Annotated in this window: 21 protein-coding genes and 1 tRNA gene; 8 read left to right on the forward strand and 14 right to left on the reverse strand. The window is 71.7% G+C overall.

What is annotated here, in order from left to right:
- The first annotated feature begins 114 nt into the window (after positions 1 to 114).
- From ACIQZO_RS25800 to ACIQZO_RS25820, 5 genes are all read left to right on the forward strand, one after another.
- On the forward strand, positions 115 to 900 hold the full coding sequence (locus tag ACIQZO_RS25800; protein ID WP_403630264.1) for a response regulator transcription factor: 786 nt from the start codon (positions 115 to 117) through the stop codon (positions 898 to 900).
- On the forward strand, positions 900 to 2438 hold the full coding sequence (locus ACIQZO_RS25805; protein ID WP_403630267.1) for a sensor histidine kinase: 1539 nt from the start codon (positions 900 to 902) through the stop codon (positions 2436 to 2438). The genes ACIQZO_RS25800 and ACIQZO_RS25805 overlap by 1 nt, the downstream gene beginning before the upstream one ends.
- Before the next feature lie 25 nt (positions 2439 to 2463).
- Positions 2464 to 3738 (forward strand): glycosyltransferase, encoded by a 1275-nt coding sequence (locus ACIQZO_RS25810; RefSeq protein ID WP_403630270.1) that lies wholly within the window; start codon positions 2464 to 2466, stop codon positions 3736 to 3738.
- On the forward strand, positions 3735 to 5933 hold the full coding sequence (locus ACIQZO_RS25815; RefSeq protein ID WP_403630272.1) for an ArnT family glycosyltransferase: 2199 nt from the start codon (positions 3735 to 3737) through the stop codon (positions 5931 to 5933). The genes ACIQZO_RS25810 and ACIQZO_RS25815 overlap by 4 nt, the downstream gene beginning before the upstream one ends.
- Positions 5934 to 6067: 134 nt before the next feature.
- The gene (locus tag ACIQZO_RS25820; RefSeq protein WP_403630273.1) at positions 6068 to 6856 is read left to right on the forward strand and encodes a TetR/AcrR family transcriptional regulator; all 789 of its coding nucleotides are present in this window, start codon (positions 6068 to 6070) and stop codon (positions 6854 to 6856) included.
- Here ACIQZO_RS25820 and ACIQZO_RS25825 read toward each other — a convergent pair.
- Both ACIQZO_RS25825 and ACIQZO_RS25830 read right to left on the reverse strand, forming a co-directional pair.
- The gene (locus ACIQZO_RS25825) at positions 6846 to 8471 is read right to left on the reverse strand and encodes an MDR family MFS transporter (RefSeq protein ID WP_403630276.1); all 1626 of its coding nucleotides are present in this window, start codon (positions 8469 to 8471) and stop codon (positions 6846 to 6848) included. The two genes, ACIQZO_RS25820 and ACIQZO_RS25825, sit on opposite strands and share 11 nt — an antisense overlap.
- A 14-nt stretch (positions 8472 to 8485) precedes the next feature.
- Positions 8486 to 8878, reverse strand: coding sequence for a MarR family winged helix-turn-helix transcriptional regulator (locus tag ACIQZO_RS25830; RefSeq protein ID WP_403630596.1), 393 nt, complete (start codon positions 8876 to 8878; stop codon positions 8486 to 8488).
- Between the two features lie 254 nt (positions 8879 to 9132).
- Here ACIQZO_RS25830 and ACIQZO_RS25835 point away from each other — a divergent pair, with 254 nt between their 5' ends.
- Positions 9133 to 9375, forward strand: coding sequence for a hypothetical protein (locus ACIQZO_RS25835; RefSeq protein ID WP_403630280.1), 243 nt, complete (start codon positions 9133 to 9135; stop codon positions 9373 to 9375).
- Positions 9376 to 9422: 47 nt separating this feature from the next.
- Here ACIQZO_RS25835 and ACIQZO_RS25840 read toward each other — a convergent pair whose 3' ends face one another.
- The 10 genes from ACIQZO_RS25840 to ACIQZO_RS25885 form a co-directional block, all read right to left on the reverse strand.
- A complete protein-coding gene (locus ACIQZO_RS25840; protein ID WP_403630283.1) occupies positions 9423 to 10208 on the reverse strand; it encodes a hypothetical protein in 786 nt (261 codons plus the stop codon).
- Between the two features lie 50 nt (positions 10209 to 10258).
- Positions 10259 to 11110, reverse strand: coding sequence for an RNA polymerase sigma factor SigF (locus tag ACIQZO_RS25845; protein WP_403630285.1), 852 nt, complete (start codon positions 11108 to 11110; stop codon positions 10259 to 10261).
- A 230-nt stretch (positions 11111 to 11340) separates the two neighbouring features.
- Positions 11341 to 12219 carry an RNA polymerase sigma factor SigF gene (locus ACIQZO_RS25850; RefSeq protein WP_403630288.1) on the reverse strand — a complete coding sequence of 293 codons (879 nt, stop codon included), beginning with the start codon at positions 12217 to 12219 and terminating at the stop codon, positions 11341 to 11343.
- A 228-nt stretch (positions 12220 to 12447) separates the two neighbouring features.
- A complete protein-coding gene (locus ACIQZO_RS25855) occupies positions 12448 to 12609 on the reverse strand; it encodes a hypothetical protein (RefSeq protein WP_184791566.1) in 162 nt (53 codons plus the stop codon).
- 378 nt (positions 12610 to 12987) lie between these two features.
- Positions 12988 to 13311 carry a hypothetical protein gene (locus ACIQZO_RS25860; RefSeq protein ID WP_403630291.1) on the reverse strand — a complete coding sequence of 108 codons (324 nt, stop codon included), beginning with the start codon at positions 13309 to 13311 and terminating at the stop codon, positions 12988 to 12990.
- A gap of 75 nt (positions 13312 to 13386) precedes the next feature.
- Positions 13387 to 13471, reverse strand: a tRNA-Ser gene (locus ACIQZO_RS25865).
- A 113-nt stretch (positions 13472 to 13584) separates the two neighbouring features.
- Positions 13585 to 14013 (reverse strand): tRNA adenosine(34) deaminase TadA, encoded by a 429-nt coding sequence (gene tadA, locus ACIQZO_RS25870; RefSeq protein WP_403630598.1) that lies wholly within the window; start codon positions 14011 to 14013, stop codon positions 13585 to 13587.
- 50 nt (positions 14014 to 14063) lie between these two features.
- On the reverse strand, positions 14064 to 14612 hold the full coding sequence (locus ACIQZO_RS25875; protein ID WP_403630294.1) for a hypothetical protein: 549 nt from the start codon (positions 14610 to 14612) through the stop codon (positions 14064 to 14066).
- Positions 14613 to 14997: 385 nt separating this feature from the next.
- Positions 14998 to 15177, reverse strand: a complete 180-nt coding sequence (locus tag ACIQZO_RS25880) for a hypothetical protein (RefSeq protein ID WP_403630297.1) — start codon at positions 15175 to 15177, stop codon at positions 14998 to 15000.
- Positions 15178 to 15261: 84 nt separating this feature from the next.
- Entirely contained in the window at positions 15262 to 16212 is a 951-nt protein-coding gene (locus tag ACIQZO_RS25885) for a universal stress protein (RefSeq protein ID WP_403630300.1), read from the reverse strand.
- Between the two features lie 178 nt (positions 16213 to 16390).
- On the opposite strand from ACIQZO_RS25885, the gene upp reads away from it, so the two are divergent.
- A complete protein-coding gene (gene upp, locus ACIQZO_RS25890; protein ID WP_328926482.1) occupies positions 16391 to 17026 on the forward strand; it encodes a uracil phosphoribosyltransferase in 636 nt (211 codons plus the stop codon).
- A gap of 55 nt (positions 17027 to 17081) precedes the next feature.
- On the opposite strand, the gene ACIQZO_RS25895 is transcribed toward upp, so the two are convergent.
- Together ACIQZO_RS25895 and ACIQZO_RS25900 are read right to left on the reverse strand one after the other, a co-directional pair.
- The gene (locus ACIQZO_RS25895) at positions 17082 to 17753 is read right to left on the reverse strand and encodes a LytR C-terminal domain-containing protein (protein ID WP_403630303.1); all 672 of its coding nucleotides are present in this window, start codon (positions 17751 to 17753) and stop codon (positions 17082 to 17084) included.
- Positions 17754 to 17846: 93 nt separating this feature from the next.
- Positions 17847 to 18143 (reverse strand): type II toxin-antitoxin system VapB family antitoxin, encoded by a 297-nt coding sequence (locus ACIQZO_RS25900; protein ID WP_030726217.1) that lies wholly within the window; start codon positions 18141 to 18143, stop codon positions 17847 to 17849.
- Between the two features lie 88 nt (positions 18144 to 18231).
- On the opposite strand from ACIQZO_RS25900, the gene ACIQZO_RS25905 reads away from it, so the two are divergent.
- Positions 18232 to 19878, forward strand: coding sequence for a helicase HerA-like domain-containing protein (locus tag ACIQZO_RS25905; protein ID WP_403630307.1), 1647 nt, complete (start codon positions 18232 to 18234; stop codon positions 19876 to 19878).
- Positions 19879 to 19896 lie beyond the last annotated feature (18 nt).

Raw genomic sequence — 19896 nt, forward strand, 5'->3', positions numbered from 1 at the left:
GTTCCGGCATCGTCCGCCTGTTCGTGCGCCTCCCCCGCCCGCCGTTTTCCTTTCTCAGGAAATTCACAGGTAGGCGCAAGAACGCTCTCAGAGGCGCCGGACAGCGTTATCGGTATGACTGCGACGACCACCTCCCAAGCGTCCACGTCCACCAACCACCCGACGGCCCTGGTGCGGCCCGACGGCGGACCCTGCCGGGTCCTCGTCGTCGACGACGAGGCCTCGCTCTCCGAGTTGCTGTCCATGGCCCTGCGCTACGAGGGCTGCGAGGTCCGCAGCGCCGGTGACGGGGCGGGTGCGGTACGGGCGGCACGGGAGTTCCGGCCGGACGTGGTCGTCCTCGACATCATGCTTCCCGACATGGACGGCCTCGCCGTCCTGGGGCGGCTGCGCCGGGAGATCCCGCAGGTCCCCGTGCTGTTCCTGACCGCCAAGGACTCGCTGGAGGACCGGATCGCGGGCCTCACCGCGGGCGGCGACGACTACGTCACCAAGCCCTTCAGCCTGGAGGAGGTCGTCGCCCGGCTGCGCGGCCTGGTCCGGCGCTCCGGCGCGGCGCAGGCCGCGCGCGGCGGCTCGGTGCTGGCCGTCGGCGACCTGCGGCTGGACGAGGACAGCCACGAGGTGGTGCGGGGTGGCCGGGAGGTCCACCTGACGGCCACCGAGTTCGAGCTGCTGCGCTACCTGATGCGCAATCCGCGCCGTGTGCTGAGCAAGGCGCAGATCCTGGACCGAGTGTGGTCCTACGACTTCGGTGGCCAGGCCAACGTGGTCGAGCTCTACATCTCCTACCTGCGCAGGAAGTTGGAGAGCGGCATCGCCATGCCGCCGATGATCCACACCCGGCGCGGTGCCGGATACCTGATCAAGCCTGCCGAGCCTGCCGAGTCGGCCCAGTAGTGGCCCTGCGCACGAAACGGCGGCCGCGCGGACGCCGGCCCTGGTCGCTGCGCACCCGGCTCGTCGTCTCGGCGGTGGTACTGATCGCCGTGGTGGGCGCGGCCATCGGGACCGTCACCACCTTCGCGCTGCGCTCGTACCTGGTCACCGAGCTCGACGACCAGCTGAAGAACTCCGTGAAGATGGCCGTCCGGGCGCCCGGCGGGAAGCCGGCCCGGGAGAACAGCGCCGGCTTCGTCATGGCTCCCGGCAGCCCGCTGGACGCTGCCGGGATCCGGCTGGATCCCGCCGGGACCGTCATGGGGAGCGCCCGCAACGCCCGCGTCGACGGCTGGTCGGCCGACCAGGCGCCACCGCTGACCGAAGCCCAGAGCAAAGCCCTCGCCCAGGCCGCCCGGAAGGCTGCGCAGGGCAAGCCCGAGCCCGTGGGCGCCGAGCTCCCGGGCCTCGGCAGCTATCGAGTGATGATCGCCCCCGAGGGGAGCCTTGCCCTCGGCTTCCCGCTGAGCGATGTCGATTCCACCGTGCGCACCCTGGTCGGGGTGGAGCTCTGCGTCACCCTCGCCGGGCTGATCGCGGCCTCCCTCGCCGGACAGGCCCTGGTCGGGGTCGCCCTGCGCCCGCTGCGCCGGGTGGCCGCCACCGCCACCCGGGTCTCCGAACTCCCCCTGCACAAGGGCGAGCCCGCCCTCAACGAGCGGGTCCCGGACGCCGAGGCCGACCCCCGCACCGAAGTGGGCCAGGTCGGCGCGGCCCTCAACCGGATGCTGGGACATGTCTCCTCCGCCCTCACCGCCCGCCAGGAGAGCGAGATGCGGGTCCGGCAGTTCGTCGCCGACGCCAGCCACGAGCTGCGCACCCCGCTGGCCTCCATCCGGGGCTACGCCGAGCTGACCCGCCGGGGACGCGAGGAGCCCGGCCCCGACACCCGGCACGCCCTGGGCCGGATCGAGTCCGAGGCCACGCGCATGACCGGCCTGGTCGAGGACCTGCTGCTGCTGGCCCGGCTCGATGCGGGCCGACCGCTCTCCACCGGCGACACCGACACCGACCTGGCTCCGCTCGTGGTCGACGCCGTCAGTGACGCCCGCGCCGCGGGCCCGGAACACCACTGGCACCTGAGCCTGCCCGACGAGCCGGCCCCTGTCCGCGGTGACCCCGCGCGGATTCAGCAGGTGCTGGTCAACCTGCTCGCCAACGCCCGTACGCACACCCCGCCGGGCACCACCGTCACCGCCCGTGTTTCACGTGAAACATCCGCCGTCCGGCTGCGCATCGAGGACGACGGGCCCGGCATCGCTCCCGATCTCCTCCCCCACGTCTTCGAGCGTTTCGCCCGCGGCGACGCCTCCCGCTCCCGCGCCGCGGGCTCCACCGGCCTCGGGCTGGCCATCGTCCAGGCCGTCGTCACGGCTCACGGCGGACGGGTCGACGTCCGGAGCGAGCCCGGCCGGACCTGCTTCGAGGTCCTGCTGCCCCACCCGCGGCCGGACCGCGGAGGCTCACAGGCAGGGCACAGGCTCACCACACAGCGGTGACAGGGCGCCCCGCGAGTGTCGGGCCATGCGAACCGACACCTCTCCCGGGGCCCTTCCGGCCCGGGCGCCCCTCGCGCCCGTGCCCGGCGAGCCCGTGCTCGACGTGGTGATCCCTGTCTTCAACGAGGAGAAGGACCTCGGCCCGTGCGTCCGCAGACTGCACGAGCACCTCACCCGGACCTTCCCCTACCCCTTCCGGATCACGGTCGCCGACAACGCGAGCACCGACCGCACCCCCGAGGTCGCGCAGGGGCTCGCCGCCGCACTGGACGGCGTACGCAGCACCCGGCTGGAGGAGAAGGGCCGGGGCAGGGCCCTGCGTACGGTGTGGTCCGGTTCGGACGCCCCGGTCCTCGCCTACATGGACGTGGACCTCTCCACCGACCTCAACGCCCTGCTGCCGCTGGTCGCACCACTGATCTCCGGCCACTCCGACCTCGCCATCGGCACCCGCCTGGCCCGGTCCTCACGGGTGGTGCGCGGGGCCAAGCGGGAGTTCATCTCCCGCGCCTACAACCTCCTCCTGCGGTCCTCCCTGGCCGCCCGGTTCAGCGACGCGCAGTGCGGGTTCAAAGCGATCCGGCGCGAGGTGGCCGAACGGCTGCTGCCGCTGGTGGAGGACACCGGCTGGTTCTTCGACACCGAACTGCTCGTGCTCGCCGAGCGCGCGGGACTGCGGATCCACGAGGTTCCGGTGGACTGGGTCGACGACCCCGACTCCACCGTCCACATCGTCCGGACCGCCACCGACGACCTCAAGGGCGTCTGGCGCGTGGGCCGGGCACTCGCCGTCGGCGCGCTCCCGCTGGATCGGCTCGCCCGCCCCTTCGGCGACGATCCGCGCGACCGCGCCGCACTGCCCGGGGTGGAGGGCGGACTCGCCCGCCAGCTGCTCGGCTTCTGCGCCGTCGGAGCGCTGTCCACCGTGCTCTACCTGCTCCTGTACTCCGCCTTCCGCGCCGGGGCCGGACCGCAGTTCGCCAACGGCGCCGCGCTGCTGCTCTCCGCCGTCGCCAACACCGCGGCCAACCGCCGGCTCACCTTCGGGGTGCGCGGCCGGGACCGGGCCGTGCGCCACCAGGCCCAGGGCCTCGTGGTGTTCGGCATCGGGCTGGCTCTCACCAGCGGCTCCCTCGCCGGGCTGGCTGCGGCCACCGCCGATCCCGCGCACAGCACCGAACTGGCCGTGCTGATCACGGCCAACCTCGCCGCCACCGTGCTGCGTTTCCTGCTCTTCCGTGCCTGGGTCTTCCCCGAGCGGCACGACACTCCCGTGAACGTGAAGGACGACATCCGATGACCACAGCAGCGCCCTCGCTCTTCCCGGTCCCCGAGGCCCGAGCCGGTACCGACACCGGCCGCCGGGCGGTCGACCGGCCCCGGTGGGAACTCCCCTCCCTCGCCGGCCTGCTGATCGCCACCGCCGTACTGCTCCTGTGGGACCTCGGCTCCTCCGGCTACGCCAACTCCTTCTACTCCGCCGCCGTGCAGGCCGGCAGCGAGAGCTGGAAGGCCTTCTTCTTCGGCTCCTCCGACGCCGGAAACTCCATCACCGTCGACAAGCCCCCGGCGGCCCTGTGGCCGATGATGCTGTCCGTCCGGCTCTTCGGGCTCGGCGCCTGGCAGATCCTCGTCCCGCAGGCGCTGATGGGCGTCGCCACCGCCGGTGTCCTGTACGCCGCCGTGCGCCGCCAGTTCGGTCCCGGGGCCGCGCTGCTGAGCGGGGCGGCCTTCGCGCTGACGCCCGTCGCCGCGCTGATGTTCCGCTTCAATAACCCCGACGCGCTGCTGACCCTGCTGCTGACCGTCACGGTGTACTGCGTCCTGCGCGCCCTCGACGGGGCCCGCACCAAGTGGCTGCTCTGGGCCGGGGTCGCGGTCGGCTTCGCCTTCCTCACCAAGACCCTGCAGGCCTTCGTCATCCTGCCGCCGCTGGCCCTGCTGTACGCCGTCTGCGCGCCCACCCGGCTGCGCAGGCGGCTCGGGCAGCTGCTGCTGGCGGGGCTCGCGATGGTGGTGGCCGGCGGCTGGTGGGTCGCGATCGTGGAGCTGTGGCCGGCTTCCTCCCGGCCGTACATCGGCGGCTCGCAGAACAACTCCTTCTTGGAGCTGACCCTCGGCTACAACGGCCTCGGCCGGATCAACGGCAATGAGACCGGAAGCGTCGGTGGCGGTGGCGGTGGCCGCGGTGGAGGCGGCGGCGGAGGCTGGGGAGAGACGGGCATCGACCGGCTCTTCTCGGGCAACATCGGCGGCCAGATCTCCTGGCTGCTGCCGGCGGCCCTCGTGCTGCTGGTGGCCGGTCTGGTGGTCACCTGGCGGGCCCGCCGGGCCACCGACTCGCTGGAGGGCATGGCCCGGGCGTCCTTCCTGGCCTGGGGCGGTTCGCTGCTGATCACCGCGGTCGTCTTCAGCTACATGCAGGGCATCTTCCACGAGTACTACACCGTGGCGCTGGCGCCGTTCGTGGCCGCGCTGATCGGCATGGGAGCCGCCGTGCTGTGGGAGGAGCGCAGCAGCGCGGCCGCCGCGATCACCCTGTCCGGCACGCTCGCCCTGACGGCGGTCTGGTCGTACGTGCTGCTCGGCCGCGCCACCGGTTATCTGCCGTGGCTGCGCTGGGCGGTCCTGGTGGGCGGGCTGGTCGCCGCGGCCGCGCTGCCGTTCGCGGCGCGGGCCGGGCGCCGGATGCTCCAGGCCACGGCGGCGCTGGGGGTGGCGGCGGCGCTGGCCGGGCCGTTCGCGTACTGCCTGACCACGGTGAGCACCGCGCACGCCGGCTCCATCGTGACCGCGGGCCCGGCGGTGGCCGGCGGCCGGGGCGGGCCCGGCGGGATGATGGGCGGCCCCGGTGGCACGGGCGGCACGGGCGGTCCCGGTGGGATGGCCCAGGGCGGCGGTCAGGGCGGCCCCGGCGGGGCGCAGCAGAACGGTGGCCTGCCGGGCGCCGGGCAGCAGGGCGGCACTCCGCCGCAGGGCGCCGCGCCGCAGGTCCGGGGTGGCCAGGGCGGAATGCCGCAGGTCCGGGGTGGCCAGGCCGGCGCGGGCGGACGCGGCGGCGAGCGGTTCGGCGGCGGCCAGGGCGGTCCGGGCGGGCTGCTGAACGGCGCCCGGGTGAGCGCCGAGGCCAAGACGGCCCTCACCACCGACGCCGACGCGTACACCTGGGCGGCGGCCGCGATCGGCTCCCAGAACGCGGCGAGCTACCAGCTCGCCTCGGGTGCGCCCGTCATGCCGATCGGCGGCTTCAACGGCAGCGACCCCTCGCCGACCCTCGAGCAGTTCAAGAAGTACGTGCGGGACGGGAAGATCCACTGGTTCATCGGCCAGAGCAGCGCCACCGGCGCCACCGGCGGCGGCATGCCCGGGGGTGGCGGTCGCGGTGGTCCCGGCGGCGGCACCAGCTCGGACATCGAGACCTGGGTCAAGGCCACCTTCAAGGCGACCACGGTCGGCGGAGCCACCTTCTACGACCTCACGGTTCCGACGGCCTGATCCGGACTCACGGTGCCGGTTCCGTGCACAGATCGGGTCGGCTGGTCCGGCCCGATCGGCGTCGCAGGACCTAGCATCAAGAGGGCGGATCGGGCATTCCGGACCGATCCGCCTGTCGTGAGGAGGGTGCCTGCATGGTGACCGCGGCCGATCCCGGCGAGACCCGGACCAGTGTGTGGCTGGCCGTCAGGCCCGCCGCACCCGCGCGACGCCGCAGCGATGCGCTCAACGGGCTGGACCGGGAGCGGATCACGGCCGCCAGCGTACGGCTGCTCGACGCCGACGGGCTGGCCCGGTTCTCGATGCGGCGGCTGGCCGCCGGGCTCGGGGTGACCGCGATGTCCCTGTACTGGTACGTGGACACCAAGCAGGATCTGCTCGAACTCGCCCTCGACCGCGCGCTCGGCGAGCTGGGGCTGCCGACCGCGGGGGCGGAGGAACCGGGGGCGGAGGACCCGGGGGAGAGTCCGGTGGAGGGCGCCGGAGAGGGCTGGCCGGGCCGGTTGCAGACGCTGGCCCGGAGATACCGGCGGGTGCTGGCGGACCACCCGTGGGTGGCTCCGCTCACCGCCGCCTACCCCAACATCGGCCCCCACGCGCGGGCCTTCGACGCGGCCCTCCAGCGGCTGTTGGACGCCACCGGACTGGTGGACGCCGCGCGGACCGGCGCCCACCTGGCCGTCTCCCAGTTCCTGCACGGCTGCGGGGGGACGGCCCGGCGGGCGCCGGAGCCCGACTTCTGCCTCGCGCTCGACGTCCTGATCGCGGGCATCGAGGCCAAGGCACCCGTCGGCCCCGGCGCCGACCGGGCAAACGCAGCTGCCCGGCCGACGCCGATTGCTCAGGCGTCGACCGGGCAGGGGAGGACCGGGCAGGGGAGGACCGGGCAGGAGTCTGCCGGTCAGGCGTCGGCTAGGCCTTGATCACGGCCTCCGCGGGAGTCGCCTCGTTCGAGGCCGCCGCCGGGGAGTGGGCCGCCGGCTTCGACTGCAGGGCGACCTCCTTGATGAACACCACCAGGATCAGTCCGAGCAGCGCGAACGGGGCGGCGTAGAGGAAGACATCGCCGACGCCGTGCCCGTACGCCGACTCGATGACCTCGCGGAACGGCGCGGGCAGCTTGTCCAGGTCCGGGATCCCGCCCCCGGCGGTGCCGCCGTGCCCGAGGGCCGCGGCCTTCGGGCCGAGGGCGGCGAGGCCGTCCTGCACGTAGTGGGTGACCCGGTTGGCCATCACCGCGCCCAGCGCGGAGACGCCCATGGCGCCGCCGAGGGAGCGGAAGAAGGTCACGACCGAGCTGGCCGAGCCCAGGTCCTCGGGGGCCACCTGGTTCTGGGTGGCGAGGACCAGGTTCTGCATCATCATGCCGAGACCGAGGCCGGTCACCGCCATGTAGATCGCGATGTGCCAGTACGGGGTGTCGTAGCGCAGGGTGCCGAGCAGACCCAGACCGGCCGTCAGCAGTACGCCGCCGGAGACGAGCCAGGCCTTCCACTTGCCGGTCTTGGTGATCACCTGACCGGAAAGGGTGGAGGAGACGAAGAGGCCGGCGATCATCGGAATCGTGAGGATTCCGGACATCGTCGGGGACTCACCGCGGGCCAACTGGAAGAACTGGCTGAAAAACACGGTGCCCGAGAACATCGCGATGCCGACGAACAGGGAGGCTGCCGAGGCCAGGGTGATGGTCTTGTTGCGGAACAGGCGCAGCGGGATGATCGGGTCGCTCGCGCGGGTCTCGACGAGGATGAAGAGGAGGCCGAGCGCGAGCGCGCCGCCCGTCATCGCCCAGGTCTGCCAGGAGATCCACTCGTAGGAGTCGCCGGCCTGCGTGACCCAGATCAGCAGCAGTGAGACGGCGCCGCTGATCAGGAAGGCGCCGAGCCAGTCGACCTTCACGTCGCGGCGGACGACCGGGAGGTGCAGGGTGCGCTGGAGCACGATCAGGGCGATGATCGCGAACGGCACGCCGACGTAGAAGCACCAGCGCCAGCCCAGCCACTCGGTGTCGGTGATGACACCGCCCAGCAGCGGGCCACCGACCGTGGCGACGGCGAAGACCGCGCCCAGGTAGCCGCTGTACCGGCCGCGCTCGCGCGGGGAGATCATCGCGGCCATCACGATCTGCGCGAGGGCCGACAGGCCGCCGACGCCGATGCCCTGGACCACGCGGCAGGCGATCAGCGTGCCGGTGTTCTGGGACAGGCCCGCGACCACGGAGCCGAGAACGTAGATGACGAGGGATATCTGGACCAGCAGCTTCTTGCTGAACAGGTCGGACAGCTTGCCCCACAGCGGGGTGGCCGCCGTCATCGACAGCAGGGCGGCGGTGACCACCCAGGTGTACGAGGACTGGGTGCCGCCGAGGTCGCTGATGATCTGGGGCAGGGCGTTGGAGACGATCGTGGACGACAGGATCGCCACGAACATGCCGAGCATCAGCCCGGACAGCGCCTTCATGATCTGGGGGTGGGTCATGGTCACGGAAGTGGCCATGGAGGTGGGTGGGGTGTCGGTTGTCGTCTCCGACTGGGCCATGTCTTTCCTTACCTCTAGAAGCTCGATCGGAGTCGGGCCAGCAGGGTGTTCAGTACGTCGATGTCCTGGGGGGACCAGTCGCGGAGGGCTCTCTCCAGCGAGGCCGTGTAGCGGGCGCCGAGCTCGCCGAGCAGCGCCCGTCCGGCCGGGGTGAGCCGCAGGATCCGGCAGCGCCCGTCGACCGGGTCGATCTCGCGCTCGATCCAGCCGCGGTCGGCGATGTGCGTCACGTGCCGGCTGGTCACCGAGATGTCGACCGCCATGAACTCGGACAGCCGGCTCAGCCGCATCTCCCCGTGCCGGTCGAGCACGGTCAGGACGGCGGCGGCGCCGGGCGGGCAGTCCGGGGGGAGGTTGCGGGTGAGCTCGCGCTTGACCGCGCCGATTCCGGTGAGCTGGCGGGCCAGCTCCGCGTACGGAGTGCCGGGAGCGGCCGTGGCGGCCGAGGTGGCGGAGGTGGCGGAGGTGGCCGGAGCCGCCGAGGTGGCCGTGATGGCCGAGGTGGCCGGAGTTCGCTCAGTTGTCGGTGCGGTCTGCACGGTCACCGGGGTTCCCCCATCTTGTTGCTTGAGGCAACCATAGAAGCGAATGGTTGCTACAGGCAAATGAATCCGGGGGTGGGGCGGTAAAGGAATCGGAAAACCGGCTAGGGTCCTGCTCCATGGCTGACAACCACAACTCACAGGTCCCCGAGGGCAACTACGACCCCGCGGGCAGCACGCAGATGTTCAAGGCCTTCGTCGAGGAGGCCGCACCGGCCCGCCAGGCGGGTCCCGGATCCCGTCAGCAGCGCCGCGCCGAGCAGCAGCAACAGTCCGGGTCCTCGATCCCGGCCGCGAAGCTGGGGCTGATCATCGCCCTCGTGCTCGTCATCGGCGCGGCTGCCTGGGTCGTCCTGCACTGACGTCCCGGGCCGGCGCCCGCAGACGTCCCGCCTCACCCCACCTCGGCTCAGCTCCAGGTGGCGGTGACCTTCCGGGTGTCCACGTGCATGCCCAGCGGCACCCGCCAGGACTCCACGCACACCGTGTAGGTCGGTGTCTTCGATGCCCCGCCCGCCAGGGGCGCCGGCAGGGGCTGGCTCGTGGTGATCGTGGCCCAGTCGACGCCGAGCGCGCCGATGATGTGCGTGGCGAAGCTGACCGTGCCCGAGCGTGCCGCGGTGGTTCCGGTGTTGGTGAAGGTCACCGTGACCCGCTCGCACCAGCGGTCCGCCGCGGCCGACCGGACCGGCGCGGACAGCGTCAGCCGGGCCGGCGTGGACGCCGGCGGGGCGGGCGGAGTCGTGCCCGGCCGGGTGGGCGGGTTCGAAGGAGTGCCCGGCGAGGTCGGACCGGTGGGCGGCGTCGGCGTGCCCGGTGTGCCGGGGGACGGCCGTGTCCGGCCCGGCCCTGCGGGGGCGCCGGGGGTGTTCCCGGAGCCGCCGGGGGCGGTGGTCGTGGCTCCGCCCGCGGCGGAGTCGCCCGGGGCCCCGGATCCCGCGGGACCGGGCGTCGTATCGGAGGTTTCCGCGGACGCGGAGGATCCGCCCGCCGCGTCCGGAGCGCCGAGTCGCTGGAACTCCACCTGACCCCGCGGCGCCACGTTCTCCCCCGCGCCCCGTTCGGGGCCGGGGGCCGCGGCGCCCACGGCGAGATAGCCGTCCCGTGCCGGGCCGCCGCAGCCGGTGAGGCCGGCGGCGGCCGTGCAGCACAGGGCGAGGAGGGTGGTGGCGGCCGCGCGCGATCCCTTTCGCATCGCGCCAGTGTTACTGACGCATCGTCAATTGGGAAGCGCGAGGCGCCGGATCACTCTCCGATGAGTCCCACGCGCAGTTGCGCCAGGGTGCGGGTCAGCAGGCGGGAGACGTGCATCTGGGAGATGCCGACCTCCTCGCCGATCTGCGACTGCGTCATGTTCGCGAAGAACCGCAGCATGATGATCTGACGTTCCCGGGGCGGGAGTTTGGCGAGCAGCGGCTTCAGGGACTCCCGGTACTCGACACCCTCCAGCGCGGTGTCCTCGTAGCCGAGGCGGTCCGCGAGGGAGCCCTCGCCGCCCTCGTCCTCGGGGGAGGGCGAGTCGAGCGAGGAGGCGGTGTAGGCGTTGCCGACGGCGAGACCGTCGACGACGTCCTCCTCCGAGACCCCGAGCACGGCGGCGAGCTCCGGCACGGTCGGCGAGCGGTCCAGTTTCTGGGCGAGCTCGTCGCTGGCCTTGGTCAGCGCCAGGCGCAGCTCCTGGAGCCGGCGCGGGACGCGCACGGACCAGGAGGTGTCCCGAAAGAATCGTTTGATCTCGCCCACGACGGTCGGCATCGCGAACGTCGGGAACTCGACGCCGCGTTCGCAGTCGAAGCGGTCGATCGCCTTGATCAGGCCGATGGTGCCGACCTGGACGATGTCCTCCATCGGCTCGTTGCGGCTGCGGAACCGGGCGGACGCATAGCGCACGAGAGGCAGGTTCAGCTCGATCAGGGTGTCACGTACGTACATCCGTTCGGGGCTGTCCGCATCCAGGGCGGCAAGTCGCCGGAAGAGGGAGCGGGAGAGGGTGCGGGTGTCGATGGCTTCCGAGCGGTCAGACGCTACAGGTGCTGTGGGCGCAGGCACGCTCTTGATGAGCGTGAGCACCTTGGAGCTGCCCTGGTCTACGGACATGCCACCCCCTTGAGGTCGCGGACGGTCGCGTTCGGCGCGCCCGTCGGAGGAACGCAGCCTCCACCTGAATACCGGAGGCGGGGCTGCGGCAAACGCGGTTCACGCAGAATGTCACATGTCGGCAACGCGCTGTAGCGCCATGTCGACATATATCTCCAGCGACAGAGCAGCTCAGAGGCCGATCAGCCCGATCTGTCGGGAAACGTGTGAATGATCTCCACTCGTTCCGGTTACGCCTCGATCCTGTTTGCGGATCTCAGACGGGCGAAGCTCCGGGCGAGGAGTCGGGAGACGTGCATCTGGGAGACGCCGAGCTCCACGCTGATCTGCGACTGCGTCAGATTGTTGTAGTACCGCAGGAGCAGGATCCGTTGCTCCCGTTCGGGCAGCTGTACGAGGAGGTGGCGAACCAGGTCGCGGTGCTCGACCCCGGCCAGCTCCGGGTCCTCGTAGCCGAGGCGGTCCAGTAGCCCGGGCATGCCGTCGCCCTCCTGTGCGGCCTCCAGGGAGGTCGCGTGGTAGCTGCGGCCGGCCTCGATGCAGGACAGCACCTCGTCCTCGGTGATGCGCAGCCGTTCGGCGATCTCGGCGGTGGTCGGGGTGCGGCCGTGGAGGGTGGTGAGGTCCTCGGTGGCGGCGTTGACCTGGACCCACAGCTCGTGGAGGCGGCGCGGCACGTGGACGGTGCGGACGTTGTCGCGGAAGTAGCGCTTGATCTCGCCCACGACGGTCGGCATCGCGAAGGTCGGGAACTGCACGCCGCGGTCCGGGTCGAACCGGTCGATGGCGTTGATCAGGCCGATGGTGCCGACCTGGACCACGTCCTCCATCGGCTCATTGCGGCTGCGGAAGCGGGCGGCCGCGTACCGGACGAGCGGGAGGTTCGCCTCGATCAGTGCCCCGCGCACCCGGCTGTGCTCGCCCGTGCCCGGCTCCAGGCCCTTCAGCTGCCCGAAGAGGACCTGGGTGAGGGCCCGGGTGTCCGCGCCCCTGCTGGGGGGTCTCGGCGCGACCGGGGGCTCTTCGGGCGGCGCCTGGACGGGCTCCGGGCGGTGTTCCCGCTGGGGCTCCGGCTGGGGCGGCACCTGGGGGTCCTGCTGGGGTGGCACTTGAGGCGCAGTACTGGCCGGCACGGTCACGCCACCCCTTCAGTCAACTCTCCATCAAAAGCGGTCATAGCATCACAAGAGATGTGCACTGTGTGCAAGCACCGTATATCGCCGTGTTGGGGGCAAGTTGGGCATAAGGGGGCATTATGCCCAGTGGTGGGTATGCAAAAAGCCCCCCACCCGTCGGAGTGGGGGGCCGGAAGTCCGGGAACCGCTTCAGCGTACGGGTCAGCGCACCAGTTCGGTCATGAACTCGCCGATGCCGGATGCGGCATCCGATATCCCCTGGAAGCCTATTTCCACGATCTCGGCAGCCCGCTTCGGCTGGGTGATGATCACGAAGAGGACGAACACGGTGAGGGCACCCGTGATGAGTTTCTTGGTGTCCACGTGCGGGCGGCCTCCCCAACCGGTCCTTGCAAGTCGGGTGAGTCTAACCGGTCAGGATTGGGCACTCACCTGTCATTTAAGGACCAATGACCCGCTACTCCGGGTCCTTTGCCGTGGCACGGTCGCTTGCTGCGGGCGCAGCATGGGTGTGAGCCCACCGGTTCTGGCAGGAAACCGGTGGGTGAGGGACAGGACCTCACTGCGGGGTCCGAGCCGCGAGCTTCCCCCTGACTGCGGCCCGGACCGGTAGGTCCGTCCTCGTCGGGGGAAGTGGCTTTGTCCCCCCGAATGCCACTTCCCCCGTCCCGTGCGTCGAAGGTCCCGACCGGTGGTCGGGGCCTTCTTCGTGCGCTAGCGAAGCCCTACGGGTTCCCGGCGCTACTCCAGGCCGCCGGCCAGGTCCGTGAGGGGCTGCACGGGTGCGATGACCGGGGCCAGCTGGTTGGGCAGCTCCATCAGTGCGTTGAGCTGGTTCGCTCCGGAGCCGAGCTGCGAGCCGATCTCCTGGACGGACGTGGGCTGGGCCCCGGCCGGCATGCCCGGGGCGGCGGCCGGCAGGTCGGGGAGGGTGAGGGGGGAGATCGGGGCGGCCGAGGCGGCGGGAGCGGCGAGGCCCGCGGCGGCCCCCGCGAGGGCGATGGCGGCGAGCATGCGCTGGGTCTTGGTCATGCCGTGACAACGGCCGAGGGGGCGGGCAGTCACGCGGGTGTCCTCCGGAGAGGCGATCGCCATACGCCGAAAGCCCCGTCCCTTGCGGGGCGGGGCTTTCGAACGAAGCGGTAGTGGAGGGATTTGAACCCCCGATGGGTTGCCCCATACTCGCTTTCGAGGCGAGCTCCTTCGGCCACTCGGACACACTACCGAGATGGATCCTAGCCTAAGGACCCCCATCCACCGAAATCGGTGGGTCCGGGGGCGTCGCGGGCGCCGTAGGCAGGGCTTTCGCACGGCGCGTCCGCCCGTCCGCCTGGCCGGTCAGAGGTCGCGGAAGAAGTCCGTCAGCTGCCGCGCGCACTCCTGCGCGAGGACGCCGCGGACCACCTCCGGGCGGTGGTTGAGCCTGCGGTCCCGTACGAGGTCCCACAGCGACCCGGCGGCGCCCGCCTTCTCGTCGTCCGCGCCGAAGACGACCCGGGCGACGCGCGACTGCACGAGCGCGCCCGCGCACATCACGCACGGCTCCAGGGTCACCACGAGGGTGCATCCCGGCAGCCGCCACTCCCCGAGCTCGGCGGCCGCCCGGCGCAGCGCCAGTACCTCGGCGTGCGCCGTGGGGTCGCCGGTCGCCTCGCGCTCGTTGTACCCGGTGGCGAGGATCTTCCCGTCCGGGCCCAGCACGACGGCGCCGACCGGCACATCGCCGGCCGGCACCGCCCGGGCGGCCTCCTGGAGCGCCAGGCGCATGGAGTCCCGCCACGGATCCCGTACGGGATCGTCGGTGTTCGCAGGGAGCACTAGCGGACGGCCTCCAGGACCTCGGTGGCGCCGAGGGACTCGGCGATCTCCGAGAGGGCGTCCCCGTCCAGGGTCATCAGTTGTTTGTTGGTCACCCCGAGGTCGTCCAGCAGCATCGGGTCACCGAGCGGACCGGCCGGTACCGGCTCCGCGCCGGCCCCGCCCACCTCGTCCTCCTCGGAGTCCTCGTCCGTGAACGCGGAGACGGCATCCTCCTCGCCGTCCTCGGTGCCGTCGAGGTCCAGGTCGTCGAGTTCGTCGTCCTCCTCGTCGCTGCCCAGCAGCTCTTTGGTCAGCATCGAGCCGTAGGAGCTGCGGGCGGCCGCGGAGGCGTTCGAAACGAAGTACCGCGGGTCCTCCTCGCCGTCCACGCGGACGACGCCGAACCAGGCGTCCTCCTGCTCGATGAGGGCGACCACCGTGTCGTCGTCGACAGCGGCGGACCGGGCGAGATCGATCAGATCACTGAGGGACTCGACGTCGTCGAGTTCCATGTCGCTCGCTTCCCACCCGTCTTCGGTGCGCGCGAGCAGTGCGGCGAAATACACCGTGACTCTCCCACTGGTCTTAGGCGTGCCGGTTGGAGGTCCCCCCGGCCGGAGGATGGGGCAGAACGGCTGTGCTGCTCGCCGTCCGTACCCCGCCCAATCGGCATCGTGGCAGAAACAGCGGCTTTGCGAGAGGTCTTCCGCGCTTGCGTCGTGCCGCGCCGTGCCCCGGCAGGTGCCGTGCGGGGTTGCGGCACTGGGGCGACGGGGCCGTAGCGAGGGGTGTGGGGCGCGCGGTGCGGCCCGGACGTGTCGCGGCGTGCCGGGGCCGGCTGCCGCGCGGTGGGCGCCCGCCGGACCGGATCCGGCCCGCGAGGCCGAAAACCTCCGGGGTGCCCCCGCGAGGGCCGACAATTGTCGGCCAGGACCGCGGGCCGGCGCCGGACTACCAGCGGAAGGTACGCATCCGCATCTGCTGGCGCATACGTGCCGCACGGGCACGGCGGGGCTGGACGCGATCGCGCAGCTCGCGCGCCTCCATCAGGTCGCGCAGGAACTGCGCGCGGCGGGCCCGGCGCTGTGCCGCGGTCTCCGGCACATCGTCGTTCGGCTGCGTGTCGGGCATCGGCCACCACCCTGGGCTGGTCCGGTCGTCCCCCCTGCACCCACCTTCCCCCGGTCGGGCCGTTTGATGCCACCCCGCCGCAGGTCAGGCGTCGTCCTTCAGGGTCGGGACCACCGCCACCGGACCGTGCGCGTGGTGCAGCACCGCATGGGCCACCGAGCCGATCAGCATGGACATGGTGGAGCGCCGGGGGTGGTGCCGGCCCACCACGACCAGCGCCGCCGCGCGGGAGGCCGTCACCAGCCGGCCCGCCGGGTCCCCGGGCACCGCGGCCTGCTCGACCGGGACGTCCGGAAACCGCTCGCGGAAGGGCGCCAGCCGCTCCGTCTGGGACCGCAGCATCTCCCGTTCGGCCGGAACTCCGTCCCCTTCGTCGGCCATTCCTTCCGGCGGGATCACGGCGAAGGGGCTGTCGATCACCAGGGTCGGCGAGGGCGGGATGGCGTACGCGGAGACCACCTGGACGGTGGTCCCCCGCACGGCCGCCTCCGTGAACGCGAAGGTCAGTACGTCGTCGGGGGTCTCGGCGGCGTGCAGCCCGAGCACCACCCGACCGGCCGACTGCTCGGCGTCGGCGTCGGCGTCGGTGTCGGCGCTGCGTTCCGCGTGCGGGACCACCACCACCGGGCAGGCGGCCGTGCTCGCCACGGCCCGGCTGCTGGAGCCGAGCAGCAGGCTGGCGAAACCGCCGCGGCCCCGGGAGCCCATCACCAGCATCCGGGCCTGCGCCCCGATCACCCGCAGCGCCTCGGGTACCGAGCCCTCCACGGCCTCGTAGGCGACCCCCTCGGGCAGCCCGGAGCCGCCGCCGAACAGGGAGTGGATCCAGTCGCGCACGGGGTCGGCGAACTCCTGCGGCTGCGAGGAGTCGTGCAGCGATGCCCGGCGCCCCGCATACAACTGGGCGTGGTCGGGAAGTACATGGGCGACCAGCAGCCCGCTGCCGTGCCGGAGGGCCTCGGCCCGCGCCCACTCCAGGGCCCTGAGGCTGTGTTCCGATCCGTCGACGGCCGCGATCACCGGTGTGTTGCTCATCAGTCCAGCCTGCTGGGCGTCCGGGCGGGTCGCATCCGCAGGGGCGTATCCGCAGGATCGCGCCGCACGCGGCCGCCGCTTCGGACGCGAAGGGGCCGCGTCAGCGCGTAGCCTTTTGGGTGCAGGTCGCGTCGTGCGACCGTTTTTGCAGGTCGCAGGCTGAGTTTTGGAGGATGTTGTGCGTTTGCAGGTCGTCGATCACCCCTTGGTGGCGCACAAACTCACCACCCTGCGCGACAAGCGCACCGACTCCGCCACCTTCCGGCGGCTCGCCGACGAGCTGGTGACCCTGCTCGCGTACGAGGCCACCCGGGACGTGCGCACGGAGCAGGCGGACATCGAGACCCCGGTCGCCCCGACCACCGGCGTGAAGCTTTCGCACCCGCGCCCGCTGGTCGTCCCGATCCTGCGGGCCGGCCTCGGCATGCTCGACGGCATGGTCCGGCTGCTGCCGACCGCCGAGGTGGGCTTCCTGGGCATGGTCCGCAACGAGGAGACCCTCGAGGCCTCCACGTATGCGACGCGCATGCCGGAGGACCTCTCGGGCCGCCAGGTCTACGTCGTCGACCCGATGCTCGCCACCGGCGGCACGCTGGTCGCGGCGATCCGGGAGCTGATCAAGCGCGGCGCCGACGATGTCACGGCCGTGGTGCTGCTGGCCGCGCCCGAGGGCGTCGAGATCATGGAGCGCGAGCTGGCGGGCACGCCGGTGACGGTGGTGACGGCCGCCGTGGACGAGCGGCTCAACGAGCACGGCTACATCGTGCCGGGCCTGGGTGACGCGGGAGACCGCATGTACGGCTCGGCCGAGTAGAAGACCGTACGAGCCGTACGAGCCGTACGAGCGAGCCGTACGGCGGTGCGGCGCGTCAGCAGTTCTTGGGCGCGGGCAGGGGGTTGGCCAGGAGGGCCAGCGCCTTGTCCGCGTCCTCCTTCGTACTCAGCTCCTTGAAGGCATCGCCCAGGATCAGGTCGACGTCCGCGCTCTCGCGGGTGTCGGTCTGCTGGGTGGTGCCGGCGAGCTGCGTGCCGAGTACGGAGAACACGGCCTTGTCGGTCGTGGGAGAGCCCAGCAGTATCCCTGTGCCGGGGACCTTTTTGTCGAAGGTGGCCGGGGCGTTGCCCAGGTTGCCGATCACGAAGCCGCGTTTGGCGAGCTCGTCACCGACGGCCTTGGCCAGACCCGCGCGCGGAGTCGCGTTGTAGACGTTGACCGTGATCTCCCCGGGCGGGGGGAGTACGACCGCCGGTTTGGCGGCGGCCGAGGCGGTGGAGGCGGCGGCGGGGCCGCCCTTGGCAGCGGCCTCGGGAGGCGTCGTCGGGCAGTCCTTGGCACCCGCAGCCGTGTTCCGCTTGGGGCTGTCGCCCCGGAACACGTCGATGAGCTGCAGGGCCCCGTAGCCGACCAGGGCCAGCGCAAGGATCGAGCCGAGCACGGCGAGGACGATCCGGGTACGGCTCCGCTTACGACTCATACGGGGGTAGGCGGCTCCCGTGACGCGGTACTTTCCGCCCATGCCGGGGGGAGTGAGCATGCTCATGGGCGCAGCGTAGTGCGGCCCGGTGTCGATGCCTACTAAATGATCTGCTGATAGGTCAATGGTGACCCGAAAGGCGCAATCCAGACGAAGCCGTCAGTCCATTTCGAGGACCCGCGCGTGCAGGACCTGGCGCTGCTGCAGGGCCGCGCGCACGGCGCGGTGCAGTCCGTCCTCCAGGTAGAGGTCGCCCCGCCACTTCACGACGTGGGCGAACAGGTCGCCGTAGAAGGTGGAGTCCTCGGCGAGCAGCGTTTCGAGGTCGAGCTGGCCCTTGGTCGTCACGAGCTGGTCCAGCCGGACCGGGCGCGGCGCGACGTCCGCCCACTGCCGGGTGGTTTCCCTGCCGTGGTCGGGGTAGGGCTTTCCGCTTCCGATGCGCTTGAAGATCACACGGAAAGCCTACCGGGCCGGTGCGTGCGGGCGCAGCCTCGTGAGGGGGGTGCAAAAGTGGCGAACAGTGCTATTTGGGGAGTGATGCATGAGCGAGAGCACCGACTCCGCCGTCCCGGCGGACCAGACGGACCAGACGGGCGACGGGGGCCAGGCGCACGACGCGGGACCGGCCGGGCAGATCGCCGCCGGTTACGCCTTCACCGGACCCGCGCTCGAGCTCGGCGCCCTCCTGTGGGACGGCCGGTGCCTGCCCGACCGTCAGATCCGCATCCCCCTGGCGATGCTGGGCCGCCACGGACTGGTCGCCGGAGCCACCGGTACCGGCAAGACCAAGACGCTCCAGCTCATCGCCGAACAGCTGTCGGCGGGCGGCGTCCCCGTCTTCCTCGCCGATATCAAGGGCGACATCTCGGGGATCTCGGCGCCCGGGACCGCCGGCGCCAGGATCGACGAACGGGCCCGGGACGTGGCCCAGGCGTGGGAGCCCACCGGCTACCCCTGCGAGTTCTACTCGATCGGCGGGATCGGCCCCGGCATCCCGGTCCGGTCCACGGTCACCAGCTTCGGCCCGGTGCTGATGTCCAAGGTGCTCCAGCTCAACCAGACGCAGGAGCAGTCCCTCGGCCTGATCTTCCACTACGCCGACATCAAGGGCCTGGAGCTCATCGACCTCAAGGACCTGCGCGCGGTCGTCGCCTTCCTCGTCTCCGACCAGGGCAAACCCGAACTCAAGGGGATCGGCGGACTGTCCACCGTGACGGCCGGGGTGATCCTGCGGGCGCTGACCGCCTTCGAGCAGCAGGGCGCCTCGGAGTTCTTCGGCGAGCCCGAGTTCGACACCAGCGAGTTCCTGCGTACGGCCGCCGACGGGCGCGGACTGGTCTCCGTACTGGAACTCCCGGCCGTCCAGGACAAGCCGCAGCTCTTCTCCACCTTCCTGATGTGGCTGCTCGCCGACCTCTACAACGACCTGCCGGAGGTCGGCGACCTCGAGAAGCCCAAGCTCGTCTTCTTCTTCGACGAGGCGCACCTGCTCTTCAACGGGGCCTCGAAGGCCTTCCTCGCGTCCATCACCCACACGGTCCGGCTGATCCGATCCAAGGGCGTCGGCGTCTTCTTCGTCACCCAGACCCCCAAGGACGTGCCGGCGGACGTGCTCGCCCAGCTCGGCAACCGGGTGCAGCACGCGCTGCGCGCCTTCACCCCCGACGACGCCAAGGCGCTGAAGGCGACCGTGAAGACCTTCCCCAACTCCGCCTATGACCTTGAGGAGCTGCTCACCCAGCTGGGGACCGGCGAGGCGGTCATCACCGTGCTCAGCGAGAACGGCGCCCCGACCCCGGTCGCGGCGACCCGGCTGCGGGCCCCGCAGTCGCTGATGGGACCGATCGCGGCGGCAGACCTGGAGCAGGCCGTGAAGTCCTCGCTGCTCCACGCGCGCTACGCGGAGCCGATCGACCGCGAGTCGGCGTACGAGAGGATCAGCGCCGAACAGGCGGCCGCGGAGGCGCAGGCGGAGGCCGCGGCGGCCGCCGCGGAGGCCGAGAAGCAGGCCAAGGCGGCGGAGAAGGAGGCCGTGCGGGCCGCGCGCAGCGCCCCGAAGCCGGACCCCTCGCTGGCCGAGCAGGTGGTGGGGAGCGGACTGTTCCGCTCACTGGCCCGCTCGATCGGCACTCAACTCGGGAGGGAGATCTCCCGCTCGATCTTCGGGACCGCGCGCAAGCGGCGGTGACGCGGTGACAGACTCTGG

Origin of the sequence: Streptomyces sp. NPDC097617 (assembly GCF_044761485.1) — a bacterium.
Classification (GTDB): domain Bacteria; phylum Actinomycetota; class Actinomycetes; order Streptomycetales; family Streptomycetaceae; genus Streptomyces.

What these genes read in the sequence shown, in the direction of transcription:
- ACIQZO_RS25800 (WP_403630264.1), top strand. Translation starts at nt 115, where the DNA reads ATGACTGCGACGACCACCTCCCAAGCGTCCACGTCCACCAACCACCCG.
- ACIQZO_RS25810 (WP_403630270.1), top strand. Translation starts at nt 2,464, where the DNA reads ATGCGAACCGACACCTCTCCCGGGGCCCTTCCGGCCCGGGCGCCCCTC.
- ACIQZO_RS25815 (WP_403630272.1), top strand. Translation starts at nt 3,735, where the DNA reads ATGACCACAGCAGCGCCCTCGCTCTTCCCGGTCCCCGAGGCCCGAGCC.
- ACIQZO_RS25820 (WP_403630273.1), top strand. Translation starts at nt 6,068, where the DNA reads ATGGTGACCGCGGCCGATCCCGGCGAGACCCGGACCAGTGTGTGGCTG.
- ACIQZO_RS25825 (WP_403630276.1), bottom strand. Translation starts at nt 8,471, where the DNA reads ATGGCCCAGTCGGAGACGACAACCGACACCCCACCCACCTCCATGGCC.
- ACIQZO_RS25835 (WP_403630280.1), top strand. Translation starts at nt 9,133, where the DNA reads ATGGCTGACAACCACAACTCACAGGTCCCCGAGGGCAACTACGACCCC.
- ACIQZO_RS25840 (WP_403630283.1), bottom strand. Translation starts at nt 10,208, where the DNA reads ATGCGAAAGGGATCGCGCGCGGCCGCCACCACCCTCCTCGCCCTGTGC.
- ACIQZO_RS25845 (WP_403630285.1), bottom strand. Translation starts at nt 11,110, where the DNA reads ATGTCCGTAGACCAGGGCAGCTCCAAGGTGCTCACGCTCATCAAGAGC.
- tadA (WP_403630598.1), bottom strand. Translation starts at nt 14,013, where the DNA reads ATGCGCCTGGCGCTCCAGGAGGCCGCCCGGGCGGTGCCGGCCGGCGAT.
- ACIQZO_RS25880 (WP_403630297.1), bottom strand. Translation starts at nt 15,177, where the DNA reads ATGCCCGACACGCAGCCGAACGACGATGTGCCGGAGACCGCGGCACAG.
- ACIQZO_RS25885 (WP_403630300.1), bottom strand. Translation starts at nt 16,212, where the DNA reads ATGAGCAACACACCGGTGATCGCGGCCGTCGACGGATCGGAACACAGC.
- ACIQZO_RS25895 (WP_403630303.1), bottom strand. Translation starts at nt 17,753, where the DNA reads ATGAGCATGCTCACTCCCCCCGGCATGGGCGGAAAGTACCGCGTCACG.
- ACIQZO_RS25905 (WP_403630307.1), top strand. Translation starts at nt 18,232, where the DNA reads ATGAGCGAGAGCACCGACTCCGCCGTCCCGGCGGACCAGACGGACCAG.